The 11971-nt window shown below is 52.9% G+C and carries 11 protein-coding genes and 1 tRNA gene; 5 read left to right on the top strand and 7 right to left on the bottom strand.

The features are described from left to right. Positions 1 to 63: 63 nt before the first annotated feature. Entirely contained in the window at positions 64 to 336 is a 273-nt protein-coding gene (locus tag RKA07_RS14425; RefSeq protein WP_310966642.1) for an oxidative damage protection protein, read from the top strand. A 121-nt stretch (positions 337 to 457) separates the two neighbouring features. Further along, positions 458 to 533: transfer RNA gene (locus tag RKA07_RS14420), tRNA-Phe, on the top strand. Between the two features lie 73 nt (positions 534 to 606). Here the strand turns inward: RKA07_RS14420 and RKA07_RS14415 are convergent. Together RKA07_RS14415 and RKA07_RS14410 are read right to left on the bottom strand one after the other, a co-directional pair. Then, complete coding sequence (locus RKA07_RS14415; RefSeq protein WP_310966641.1) at positions 607 to 2250, bottom strand: sensor domain-containing diguanylate cyclase; 1644 nt, start codon at positions 2248 to 2250, stop codon at positions 607 to 609. Positions 2251 to 2321: 71 nt separating this feature from the next. Beyond that, positions 2322 to 2762, bottom strand: coding sequence for a universal stress protein (locus RKA07_RS14410; RefSeq protein ID WP_200202915.1), 441 nt, complete (start codon positions 2760 to 2762; stop codon positions 2322 to 2324). Between the two features lie 178 nt (positions 2763 to 2940). Here RKA07_RS14410 and RKA07_RS14405 point away from each other — a divergent pair, with 178 nt between their 5' ends. Next, entirely contained in the window at positions 2941 to 4056 is a 1116-nt protein-coding gene (locus RKA07_RS14405; RefSeq protein ID WP_200202916.1) for a sterol desaturase family protein, read from the top strand. Between the two features lie 9 nt (positions 4057 to 4065). Here the strand turns inward: RKA07_RS14405 and RKA07_RS14400 are convergent, their stop codons facing one another. Further along, positions 4066 to 4221, bottom strand: coding sequence for a hypothetical protein (locus RKA07_RS14400; protein ID WP_310966640.1), 156 nt, complete (start codon positions 4219 to 4221; stop codon positions 4066 to 4068). Between the two features lie 232 nt (positions 4222 to 4453). On the opposite strand from RKA07_RS14400, the gene RKA07_RS14395 reads away from it, so the two are divergent. Beyond that, positions 4454 to 4846: a globin gene (locus tag RKA07_RS14395; RefSeq protein ID WP_200202918.1), complete on the top strand. Its 393-nt coding sequence runs from the start codon at positions 4454 to 4456 to the stop codon at positions 4844 to 4846. Positions 4847 to 4927: 81 nt separating this feature from the next. Further along, complete coding sequence (locus RKA07_RS14390; protein WP_310966639.1) at positions 4928 to 6673, top strand: SulP family inorganic anion transporter; 1746 nt, start codon at positions 4928 to 4930, stop codon at positions 6671 to 6673. Here the strand turns inward: RKA07_RS14390 and RKA07_RS14385 are convergent. The 4 genes from RKA07_RS14385 to RKA07_RS14370 form a co-directional block, all read right to left on the bottom strand. Continuing rightward, positions 6670 to 7887, bottom strand: coding sequence for a multidrug effflux MFS transporter (locus RKA07_RS14385; RefSeq protein ID WP_310966638.1), 1218 nt, complete (start codon positions 7885 to 7887; stop codon positions 6670 to 6672). The genes RKA07_RS14390 and RKA07_RS14385 overlap by 4 nt on opposite strands. A 174-nt stretch (positions 7888 to 8061) precedes the next feature. Then, the gene (gene glcF / locus RKA07_RS14380; RefSeq protein WP_310966637.1) at positions 8062 to 9270 is read right to left on the bottom strand and encodes a glycolate oxidase subunit GlcF; all 1209 of its coding nucleotides are present in this window, start codon (positions 9268 to 9270) and stop codon (positions 8062 to 8064) included. A gap of 161 nt (positions 9271 to 9431) precedes the next feature. Beyond that, positions 9432 to 10499: a glycolate oxidase subunit GlcE gene (gene glcE / locus RKA07_RS14375; protein ID WP_200369650.1), complete on the bottom strand. Its 1068-nt coding sequence runs from the start codon at positions 10497 to 10499 to the stop codon at positions 9432 to 9434. Further along, entirely contained in the window at positions 10492 to 11967 is a 1476-nt protein-coding gene (locus RKA07_RS14370) for an FAD-linked oxidase C-terminal domain-containing protein (protein WP_310966636.1), read from the bottom strand. The genes glcE and RKA07_RS14370 overlap by 8 nt, the downstream gene beginning before the upstream one ends. Positions 11968 to 11971: the final 4 nt, after the last annotated feature.

Below are 11971 nucleotides of genomic sequence, written 5' to 3'. Positions count from 1 at the left end.
CACTGGCTCAGCCAGTGCCATCTGTTATCATCCAACAACTTACCTTTGACATCAGGAGCGATCATGAGCCGCACTGTTTTCTGCCGAAAATACCAAAAAGACATGGAAGGCCTGAGCTTTCCACCCATGCCCGGCGCCAGAGGCCAGGACATTTTCGACAACATCTCCAAGCAGGCCTGGGAAGAATGGCAAAACGAGCAAACAATGCTCATTAACGAAAAGCACCTTAGCCTGATTGATCCGAACACTCGCAAATACATACAGGCGCAAATGGAGCACTTCTTTAACAACGAGCCTTACGACAAAGCTGAAGGCTACGTGCCACCAGAAAAATAACCCCGGTTTGGTCAAAGGCTGATCAACCCTGAAAAGATTCAGATATTTTTCCGGGCCGGCCTTGACTCACTACACCGAAACCGGTTTAATAGCGCCCCGTTGCATAGCAGTAAAGCAACTTGCCCGGATAGCTCAGTCGGTAGAGCAGAGGATTGAAAATCCTCGTGTCGGTGGTTCGATTCCGCCTCCGGGCACCATTAAGAATTCAGATGAAACCCGCCTCGTGCGGGTTTTGTTGTTTCTGTGCATCCATTATTCGAAATACAGCCATCAGGCCGCAGAGCACACGCGGTTTCGCCCTCCGGCTTTGGCCTCATACAGCGCCTTGTCGGCCCGCTCGGTGGCGTCTTCAACCGATTCTGCAGCACTATTAACTTGTGCAACGCCCATACTTACCGTAATCCGAATGCTTACACCATTGCCGACCTCGACAACATGTTTTTCAACGCCTTGGCGAATGCGCTCAGCACAGCCTTCGGCCTCTACGTGGTCGGCGCCGGGTAAAAGAATCATAAATTCCTCACCGCCAAAGCGGGCAACCAGATCTCTGTCTCGACTGAATTTCTGAAAAATACCCGCCATATCCTTCAAAACCAGGTCTCCGGCGTGGTGCCCGTAGGTGTCGTTGACTGCCTTAAAATGATCGATATCCAGGGCAATGACAGACACCTGCTCCCCTGTAGTTCTAGCCTGTTGAACCAGACACTCACCCTCAGTCATAAAAAACCGCCGATTATAAAGCTGAGTAAGTGGATCAGTGGCGGCCTGTCGTTTGAGTTCATCCTGCTGGGCCCGGATATCCTCCAGCACTTTAATCCGGTACGAAATGATGAACGCCAGCGTGATCGCTTCCAGCACAATGCCAATCCCGACACCGCGGCTATTGAGGTAGTTTGGCTCAATCAAACCCTTATAGAACAGCACCGCGAGGCCGTTGAATACCACAAAGAAACTGTGCCCCACGAGAAAGAATTTCGCCAAGGGGTGGCCTTTGCGTAATATCGAGAGGCTTACCGAAAAAGTGACTACCATCATTAGCGCAGCCAGGGTGCTTGCGGGTATTAAAGCCCCCTCAATATCAAACAGGCCGTAACAGAAGCCTGCAACGAGCAAAACCAGCAATCCCTTCAGAATTCGATGCTCGGTAACGTAAAACCCTCGAGTCTCGAAAATCACCATCATGAACAGCACAAGAAAAATCGGCATGGTAAATACCGAAAGGTTCAATATAAAAACGGCATCTCCGTATACGTTGAACGCTTTGGCAAGCAATCCGTAAGAAAGCGCTATCCAGATAACGCCAGATATCAGGTAGAGGGAGTAAAGTATGTTCTCTTTCTTGCTGGTGGCGAAGTAAAGCAGGCCGTTGTAGAACACCAGCGCCATCATCATTCCTACCAGCAGTGCGATGTCGAGATGGCCGCCAACCAAAGCCTTTCGCGAGTTCTTATCGTCATAAATTTCCGCCGCAAACCACTGATGGGAATACAGATGACTGCGGATATAGAAAACCGTGGTTTCTCCTGCTGGCACCGAAAACGGATAGACGATTGTGCCCCGATACATCAGGGGGTTGTCGCTGGCATCGTTAAGATTAACCGTCGCCCGGCCCACCAAGCCTTGGGAACGCTCCTCATAAATATCTATTGCCCGCACCTGATAGGCCGCAGGCATGTGCAGAAACAGGGCCCTTGCCTCAAGCCCCGGGTTATGCAGCTCAATCCGGTGCCAGGTAACCGATGCCCCCGTGCCGAGCGTAGCGGTGCTGTTTGCGGGCTCGAAGGCGTGATTGCGGGCAGTTTCGTAATCAAGCGATTGCTCGTTATCCACGAAATAACCCACCGGAAAGTCCGCCAACCGGATCTCTTCACCACTCACATCCAGAGGCGGCGCTGCGTACCCCGCAAAACTCACAGCCCAAAGCAGAAGAATGTATAAAATTCCTCTGCCAGGTGTTTTTGTCGGTGCCCTTGGGGAAATCCGCATCATCCATTCACAACAGTAACTGGCCCCGTAGCATGCCGAACGACCTTTTCGCTGATACTGCCAAGCGTGAGACTCCGTAATAAAGAATGTCCTCGCCTCCCCAAAACCAGGTGGTCACCCGGATTACTTTCCAGGTAGTCGATAATTTCCTTGGCAGGGTCACCCCTGAGTAGCACTTCTACAGCTGGCTCAACAACGTCGCCGATAGCTTCCTTGGCAGCGGCAAACACTTCGCGTCCGTAGCTTTGCACCTCTGCATCAATATTCTCCGGCATTTTTCCACTAATTACCTTTTTTTCTATCCGGGCACTCGAAAACACCGTTAAGAGTTTGAGTGGCTGCCCCGTCGCCTTGGCTAGTAAAGCCGCCATTCTGGCCGCCTCCGCTGAGTGCTTTGAGCCGTCACATGCAACCACTATGCAGGCAGGATCTTTTGCCATGACACGTCTCCATTTCTATTGAGTACTCAATCACCATAGCATAGACCGCTTCTGGCATTGCCAAATGCCACAGGCCCTTGGCCCCGCGCCTAAAAACAACCAAGTGTCGCATTAGCACAAGCTTTTGTTTTGCTGCCACTGTAACTTCAAGCCATCAATAAAAATAATGAGGGTAGCAATGGCTGATCACTTTGTAGCTTTTTCCATTCCGTTTTTCTTGCTGTTTATAGGTCTGGAATCACTGTTTTTCTGGCGTAAAAACCGGACTTCGCTGCGTGTGAACGATAGCCTCACCAACATGAGTTGCGGAATAATCACGCTGATATTCGAACTGTTCACCAAGGGTGGCTTGTTCGTGATTTTTGCCTATCTGTCCAACAGGTTCGGCCTGTTTGAATGGAGCATGAACTCTGCGTTTACCTGGATTCTGTTTTTCTTCGTTTACGACTTCTTTTACTACTGGGGCCACCGACTGTCCCACACCATCAACTTTATGTGGAATGGCCACCTCCCTCATCATCAAAGTGAGGAATACAATTTTACGGTAGCCCTTCGCCAAGGCGCCCTGCAAGACACTTTGGTATTCCCGATTTTTCTTCCAATGGCATTTATGGGCTGCCCCATCGAAGTCTTCGCAACCGTTCTGTTGCTGAACAAGTTCTTCCAGTTCTGGATACACACTAAAGCCATTGGCAGGGTGCCGTTTATTGAGGGTATTTTAAACACGCCATCGGCTCATCGTGTACACCACGCGGTTAATCCACGGTATGTCGACAAAAACCACGGCGGGGTAATCATGCTTTGGGACAAGCTTTTTGGAACCTGGGCAGAAGAGCGGGATGACGAGCCCTGCATCTACGGCGTGCGTAAGCCCTATCGAAGCTGGGACCCTCTATACGCTCATGTTGACTGGTGGGCAAGGCTGTGGAAAGACGCAGTGAATACAGAAAAATGGAGCGACAAAATCAAACTCTGGTTCATGCCAACAGGCTGGCGCCCCGCGGATGTCACTGAAAACGATCCCTGGAAGCCCTATGATATTGAGAACTATAAAAAGTACGACCCGGAAGTAAACCTCTGGCAAAAAATTACGGCGATTGCCCTGTTTTTAGCCACTCTTCCTGTTATCAGCCATCTGCTTTTTGAGCAGTTCAGCTTGCCTCTGTGGAAAAAAGCAGCCCTGTCAGTGGTAGTAGTGGTCTGTCTGTATGCCTGCGCTTACCTGCTCAATGGCACCAAACGCAAATCTCTGGAGGGAATTACAACGAAGAGGACGAACGAAGAATTTTCGTAAAACAGCCCATCAGGCAGCTTTGCGAAAATCCTCCATCCGTACACTCTTATCGCGGTTGCGGCGGTACTTGCTCTTATCTTCAACCACGCGCATCTGATACTTCGGGGTTTTGAGTTCCCGCTGCACCGCACTGTGCTTTGTAAGCATCGCCTTCTTTTTCGCCATAGTAATCTCTCCATTGGCCGTTGTGCTCTAACGCTCACATCATAGCATTTACCGATACATCAAAGAGCATAAGGAAAGACACGCATCCCATATCCTGTCTGCCCTCTGCCGTGTTTTCTGCGCACCTGTCCTTCCTACTCGTTAACAAAACTCAACAGAAGTACACACGGCCAACCATTACCCTTAGCGCCCTACTCAATTACCCCCTATTCTGAAGGACCTTTAAACGCATATGAATAACACCGATCTGGTTTTCCAAAGCTACGGAAGGTGCTGCAACCGTGATGAGTTTTTCGTGGATTTTTACGACCATTTCATGTCGAGCTCGGATGCCATCAAGAACCGCTTTGTGAATACAGATATGCCCGCACAACGACACCTTCTTCGTCACGGGGTTTTGCAGCTGATTCTCACGTCTCGCGGCATGTCAGACCGCAAGCTCAGAGCGCTTGGCGAAAGCCACAACCGCTCAAACTTCAACATCAATCCCGAGTGGTATTCACTGTGGCTGGATGCGTTACTGAAAACTGTTCGCCTTCATGACCCGGAATACACCAGGGAGCTTGGGGAAGCCTGGAGAGAAGTGCTCACGCCTGGAATCGATCTGATTCGCGGCGCCTACTAAGGGCACCCGCTGATACTGCTTGATTCAGCCAATTGATTTCCACACACTTGTAGGCCAGCCCTCAAGCGATAAGCTGCGTTTATGCTCTACAAACTATTTCCCGGCTTGCTCTGGCTGCAGGGATACACGGCCCACACCCTAAGACAAGACGTGGTGTCGGGCCTGGCTATTGGCGTCATGTTGATCCCGCAAAGCATGGGCTACGCGGTGCTGGCCGGCTTGCCACCAGAGTTTGGGCTCTACGCTTCGATCTTTCCGCCGCTGCTTTACGCATTACTGGGCACCTCGAACAAAATCTCTATCGGGCCGGTGGCACTGGATGCCATTCTTATTCTTTCCGGGCTCAGTGTGCTCGCCGAGCCCGGTTCTGATCAATACCTTCAGCTTGCGATTGAATTAACCCTTCTGGTTGGCTTGATTCAGTTTCTGTTCGGGCTGCTGCGTTTTGGATTTATCGCCAACTTTCTTTCCTACCCGGTTGTTGTGGGTTACACCTCAGCGGCGGCCATCATCATTATCGGCAGCCAACTTCAGAGCCTGACTGGGGTTCATGTCGAAAGTGCCAACGTGCTCGACCTTTGCTATCAGCTATTACTGAGAATTGGTGACTGGCATGTCATTACGGTGGGAATTTCTGTAGCCAGTTTGCTGTTTATTTTTCTTTGTAAACGCCGGGCACCCAAGGTGCCGAACGCGCTCATTCTGCTGGTTGGCACCATGCTGTTATCCGGGCTCTTCCATGCCGGCCAGGCTGGTGTTGAGGTTATTAATTCTGTGCCTCAGGGCTTCCCTTCTCTGCAATTCCCCGAGCTCAGTATGGCAAAACTCGGCGAGTTACTTCCGGTGGCATTTACCGTAGCCCTCATGGGCTTTGTAGGCACCATGTCGATTTGCAAATCCCAGGAATCGCCAAAGGACAAGCGCAGTGTACAGCCTAATCAGGAGTTGATTGCGCTTGGCCTGGCCAATGCTCTGGGCGCCATGTTCCGAAGTTTTCCTGTTTCTGCCAGTTTTTCACGCAGTGCTGCCATGCGCGAGGCCGGGGCGCTGACTCAAATATCAGGGCTCATCTCTTCTGGTCTGATTGCCATTACAGTGGTTTTCCTTACACCACTATTCACCGACTACCCCCTGCCGAAAGCGGCACTGGCAGCAATTATCGTTATGTCTGTGCTGGGGCTATTCAAGTACAAAGAGATAAAGGGATTGTTCCAACAGGACAGGAGGGAGTTTCTGATTCTGCTGGTTACCTTTGTTATCACCATTTTACTGGGCGTACAGCAGGGCCTGCTTATTGGTGTGGCTGTGTCTTTGATGCTGGTGATTTATAACAGCACAACCCCACACATGGCTGAGCTTGGGAAGCTTGATGGCGAAGATCTTTATCGCAACATCCACAGATTCGAAAGCATTAGCGTGCGTAAGGATTTGCTGATTTTCCGCTTTGATGCGCCGCTCTATTTCGCCAACAAAGACTATTTCAAATCCCGGCTATACAGCCTTATCAAGAAGCGGCCGGAAGGTGCCTTGAAAGCGGTGATACTGGATGCTCAATCTGTAAGCAGCATCGACAGCACCTCCCTGATCATGCTGGAGAGCGTGATCGAAAATCTGCAGGAGCAAGGGATTGAGTTTTATCTGGTTAGCCTGATAGGCCCTGTGCGCGACACGCTTACACAATCAGCGGCACTGCGTGAGTATTTTCTGGCCGAACACATGTTCCCCCAGATACCAGATGCGGTGCTGTACATTGATCAGGGCATCAGCTCCCGCGCCTCAATTGCCAAACAGAGCAATGCAGCAAAGGCGCGGCGCGTCAAAAGCTAGCTTGTGGCAACCAGTTCCTGTTTCTTACGCTCAATGGCTGCTGGTCCGCCAGCAGCCAGCACAGCAGCGCCATAAACGCACACCGCCATAACCAATACGATTGGCAACAAGGTTCCACCAGCCAGGGTGGCTGACAGTGCACTTATCACACCCGCAATCGTGAACTGTGCAGCACCCAACATTGCTGCTGCAGTGCCGCCAAGATGGGGAAAAAACTCCAGGGCATTGGCCATGTTGTTGGGAATAATGGCACCCATAAATCCAACCGCAACAATAATGCAGCCAGCTATAACCCAGTATGGCGCGCCCGCCCAGGCACATATAATCAGTGCACTGACAGCTACAGCCTGCAGAAAAACACAGGCTCTGAGAATCCGCACCGACTCATACTTGTTCAGCAGGCGGCGGTTAAGCAGATTCAGGCCAGCCATAGCCACTATGTTTGCAGCAAACAGGCCTGAGAACATGGAATTTGAGAGCCCGAACCACTCCTGGTAAATGAAGGATGCGTGGGTGATAAACACCATCATGGAGCTGAAGCACAGGGCTTGCAGACCAACAAAGCGCATGGTTACACCATGGCGGAGTACCAGCCCATAGTTGGTGATCAATGTAACTATTGGCGTGCGCTCTGTTTGCCGGGCAGGTAACCGCTGGAAAAGCATAAAGTGCAGAACAACGGCTAGCAGGGCTGCGTAGCCTGCCAGCATAAGGAAGATCACGTGCCACTCGCTAAAGTACAGCAATGCTGAGCCTATGGAGGGGGCGGCGGCAGGCGCGATAAACATAACCAGGCCAATCAACCCGAACAACCGGGCAGCATCCTGACCACTGGTTTGATCGCGAACAATGGCTGGCACAGACACTGCACAAAAGGCACCACCAATGCCCTGCACGATTCGCCATCCCAGCATGTTTGTAAGCGTTTCCGACTGGGCAACCATGTAGGCGGCAATAGCAAACACCAGCAGCCCGGCGAACAATATCCGCTGCCGGCCATAGCGGTCGGACAATGGCCCACCCAGCAACTGCGCAAGCCCCAAAGCGCCAATATAAGCGCTCAGCGTGAGGCCGACGCCTCCATGGCCAACACCTAATTCATCAGCGATTTCCGGGAAGGCCGGTAGGTACGCATCAAGTGCCAATGGCCCCAAGGCAACGGTCATGCCTAGCAGGACAGCTAGTTGAAGGTGGGACATAGGGGTTGTATTCAAATCGGTATCCAAATGAGAGAGGCCAGGCAGAAGATGCTGAAACCGTGGATTGTTAGCGTGCTTACAACTTAGCAGTCTAGCGCATAGCAGCAAAATACACTCCCTTAGTGACGGAAATCACTGAGGGAGCATCACAATCATCATAAGGAATACAGAGCAGGCTAGCCTTACTACTTATTGATCAAGCAGCTCTATCCAGTGCTGCACCGGCACTTGGGCTTTGGTCTCAAGGTGCATTTGGCAACCTACGTTGGCCGTTACAATGCAGTCAGGGTTATCCACCGTCAGTGCTTTGAGCTTATTGCCCAGCAGTTTCTGGCTTAGTTCTGGCTGCAACACCGAATAGGTACCGGCAGAACCACAGCATAAGTGCTTGTCTTTGGTGATGGCCAAGCTGATGCCTGCCTTGGTAAGCACCTGCTCCACAACACCGCTCTGCTTCATAGCGTGCTGAAGTGTGCAGGGGCAATGAAAGGCAACTTTGCCAGAGGTGTTCTGCACCTTGAGGCTTTCGAGGTCCTGTTCTAGCAAAAATGCACCAAGGTCGGTGCATAGCTCGCTGACCTTAGCGGCTTTAGCTGCGTAAACCGGGTCGTTTCTTAACAAGTGCCCGTAGTCCTGCACCATGGCGCCACAACCTGAGGCGGTCATAATCAGCGCTTCTGCGCCGGATTCGATGGCTGGCCACCAGGCATCGATGTTCTGGCGCATGCGCTCCAGGCCCTTCTCGTGCTCTGAAAGGTGGTAGTTCACCGCGCCACAGCATCCGGCTTCCGGGGCTTCGACCATGGTGATGCCGAGCTTGTCCAGCACTCGAGCGGCAGCGGCGTTGGTGTTCGGTGTTGCAGATGGCTGTACACAGCCCGCCAGCGCCAAAACTATTCTGTTGTGGCTTGCGGCGGGCCAGGGGCTGGCCTGTTTTTTCGGGGGTACTTTGGCTCGCAGTTTGGCGGGCAGTATTGGGGCGAAGGTTTGCCCGAGTTTCAGCAGGTATCCAAACAGCACCCGGTTGGGGACTACTCGCGCGAGCGCCCAGCGCATCCACTTTTCTTTCGGGGGGCGTGGCAGTTCTTTATCAATAAGGTCGCGGCTGATATCCAGAAGGCGACCGTACTTAACGCCCGAGGGGCAGGTGGTTTCGCAGCTGCGGCAGGTTAGGCAGCGGTCGAGGTGTTCACGGGTTTTTTCGGTAACTTCGGCGCCTTCGAGGAACATTTTCATGAGGTAGATGCGGCCTCGGGGGCCGTCGCGCTCGTCGTTCAATTCCTGGTAGGTGGGGCATGTTGCGGTGCAGAATCCGCAGTGGACGCAAGCCCGCAGTATGGCTTCTGCTTCCTGTCCTTCTGTTGTGTTGGCGAACTGTTGGACTAAATTTGTTTGCATATCGTGCCTGCTAAAGCTTCAAAATCGGTGGTGTCGCGATGAGGCGGATAACTCTCTGAAACACGCTGTGAATACTTCCCTGTACGCTTGGCTACGCCATCCATGGCTTCGCACAGTTTCAGAGAGTTATCCGCCCCATCGCTGTTCTGACTTTGGCGAATCTACATCCAGCTATATAACCTGCCCGGGTTAAATATTCCGTCGGGATCAAATGAGTTCTTCACCCGCTGCTGAATCCTTTTAAGCGCATCAGGCTGGCTGTGCATCACTTCACCACTTCTGTCGCCACCCCGGAACAGGCCTACCTGCCCGCCAGCGACGCGAGCCAATGGTTCCATATCGCTCAGCTGTCCCGTACCCCGGAACCAGCGCTGGGAGCCTGCCCAGTCTATGAACCAGTCGCCTTCGATGGCGGGGTTCGCAGCAGTGGAGTTAACGGAGAATCGCCATAGCGCTTCGTCGCTTCCGGTGAAGAAGTCGTGCTGCATGTCTTGTACTAAGCGCCAGAATTCTGCGCCTGCTTCCATTACCTCACCACTCCACTTTTCTGCGGTGGCTTCTACGGCTGTTTTGGCTCCGGAGAGGCGTAGATAGACTTTGCCGTCTACCCAGCAGGCGGCTGTGATGGGTTTGGGTTCGGCTGAGCGGCTGTTCATGTAGTGGAGGACTTCGTCCATGCCCACTTCCTGCACTAAGGTCATGCTAGCGGCGGGGCTGGGCATTACTTTCAGGCTGATTTCAGTGATGAGCCCCAAGGTGCCTAAAGCTCCGGCTTGAAGTCGGGAGACATCATAGCCGGCGACGTTTTTCATCACTTCGCCGCCAAACCGCAAATGCTCGCCTTTGCCGTTAATCAGGCGAATGCCCAGAACTTGATCTCGGACCGATCCAGTCCAGGGTCTGGCTGGGCCAGACAGGTTGCAGGCGAGTGTGCCACCAATGGTGGATTCTGGGCCAAAGTGAGGGGGTTCAAAGTGGAGCGCTTGGCCTTGTTCGGCCAGCACCGCTTCAATGTCAGCCAGGGGCGTGCCTGCACGTACGGTCATTACCAACTCTACGGGATGGTAATCCACTATGCCTGTGTGCTCGCTCACGTTGAGGGTGCCGGCATCTGCACTGGGCTCCCGGCCGATGAAGGCTTTGGTGTTGCCGCCCACTATGTTGAGCTTCTCCCCGCCAGCGCGGGCCTGGAGCACTTGCTCCTGCAGTTGTTGAGAGATATCAGCCATGTTGTGCGGCTTCCGTATGTTCGTGCTTGTGTTGTTTGTATTTGAGCGACCGATATTCCTGACAGTACTTCAGCGCAGGCACAGCTTTGCCCGGATTGAGAATGCCTGTTGGATCAAACGCGGCTTTCACATCGTGAAATTGCTGAAGTTCTTCATCGTTGAATTGAATCGCCATCTGGCGAATCTTCTCCACGCCCACGCCATGCTCGCCGGTAATACAACCACCAACATCCACACACATTTTCAGTATTGCCGCACCAAAGGCTTCGGTACGCTCGAACTCTCCCGGCACGTTTGCATCAAACAGGATCAACGGGTGCAAATTGCCATCACCGGCATGGAATACGTTGGCGACTCGCAAGCCGAACTCTTGAGACATTTTGTCCATCTCAGACAACACATAAGCAATGTGTCGGCGGGGAATGGTGCCGTCCATGCAGTAGTAATCAGGGGAAATGCGCCCGACTGCAGGAAACGCGCATTTCCGGCCCAGCCATAACAGCGCCCTCTCCTCTTCGCTTTGGGAGGTGCGAACCGAGGTGGCGCCAAGCTTTCGGAAAACCTCTTCGGCCTCTGCAATGTGCTCGTGAACTTCTTCTTCGGTGCCATCTACTTCACAAAGAAGCAGCGCTTTGGCGTCTCGGGGGTAGCCGGCACCGGCAAAGTCGTCGGCTGCCACAATGGCGTAGCCGTCCATCATCTCCAGGCCGCCTGGAATTATGCCGTGGGAAATAATGCCACCAACGGCATCACCCGCTTTTTGTACGCTATCGAAACCGGCCATCACTACCTGTGCCACTTCAGGCTTGGGCAATAGCTTTACTTTAACTTCTGTTACCACGCCCAGCAGGCCTTCCGATCCGGTTAGCAGAGCGAGTAGATCCATACCACAGCTATCCAGCCCGTCGCTCCCCACAGTTACCACATCACCTTCAGCGGTGACTATTTCCACACTGAGGAGATTGTGTACCGTCAGCCCGTACTTCAGGCAGTGCACACCACCAGAGTTCTCCGCCACGTTGCCACCAATGGTGCAGGCAATCTGCGACGAAGGATCGGGGCCATAGTAAAGACCGTATTGAGCCGCCTCTTCGCTGATAGCGAGGTTGCGAACTCCAGGTTGCAGGCTGGCCGTTCGTGCCAGCGGGTCGATGTTCAGAATGCGATTAAACTTGGCAAGCGACAGCACCACGCCTTCCTTGTTCGGCATGGCACCGGCACTGAGCCCCGTACCCGCTCCGCGGGCAACAACCGGAACCCCATGCTTATGGCAAATCCGCATAATCCGCTGCACCTGGGTTACGGTTTCCGGTAGCACTACCAGCAACGGCATTTCGCAGTACATGGACATGCCGTCGCATTCGTAGGGCTTCATGGTTTCGTCATCAGTGATAACGAAATCTGCATCAACAAAGGCCCGGAGCTGTTCAGCCAGCTCCGCTTTGCTGATGGTTGGCTTGGTTTTCATAAGG

Source organism: Marinobacter xiaoshiensis (genome assembly GCF_031631795.1).
Taxonomy (GTDB): domain Bacteria; phylum Pseudomonadota; class Gammaproteobacteria; order Pseudomonadales; family Oleiphilaceae; genus Marinobacter; species Marinobacter xiaoshiensis.
The sequence above is the reverse complement of the archived record's forward strand: the minus strand, read 5'-3'. Positions and strand labels throughout refer to the sequence as shown.

Coding starts and splice junctions, on each gene's coding strand:
- RKA07_RS14410 (WP_200202915.1), bottom strand. CDS start 2,762: ATGGCAAAAGATCCTGCCTGCATAGTGGTTGCATGTGACGGCTCAAAG.
- RKA07_RS14370 (WP_310966636.1), bottom strand. CDS start 11,967: ATGAAAACCAAGCCAACCATCAGCAAAGCGGAGCTGGCTGAACAGCTC.
- RKA07_RS14390 (WP_310966639.1), top strand. CDS start 4,928: ATGCTCTACAAACTATTTCCCGGCTTGCTCTGGCTGCAGGGATACACG.
- RKA07_RS14395 (WP_200202918.1), top strand. CDS start 4,454: ATGAATAACACCGATCTGGTTTTCCAAAGCTACGGAAGGTGCTGCAAC.
- RKA07_RS14400 (WP_310966640.1), bottom strand. CDS start 4,221: ATGGCGAAAAAGAAGGCGATGCTTACAAAGCACAGTGCGGTGCAGCGG.
- RKA07_RS14405 (WP_200202916.1), top strand. CDS start 2,941: ATGGCTGATCACTTTGTAGCTTTTTCCATTCCGTTTTTCTTGCTGTTT.
- RKA07_RS14425 (WP_310966642.1), top strand. CDS start 64: ATGAGCCGCACTGTTTTCTGCCGAAAATACCAAAAAGACATGGAAGGC.
- glcF (WP_310966637.1), bottom strand. CDS start 9,270: ATGCAAACAAATTTAGTCCAACAGTTCGCCAACACAACAGAAGGACAG.
- glcE (WP_200369650.1), bottom strand. CDS start 10,499: ATGGCTGATATCTCTCAACAACTGCAGGAGCAAGTGCTCCAGGCCCGC.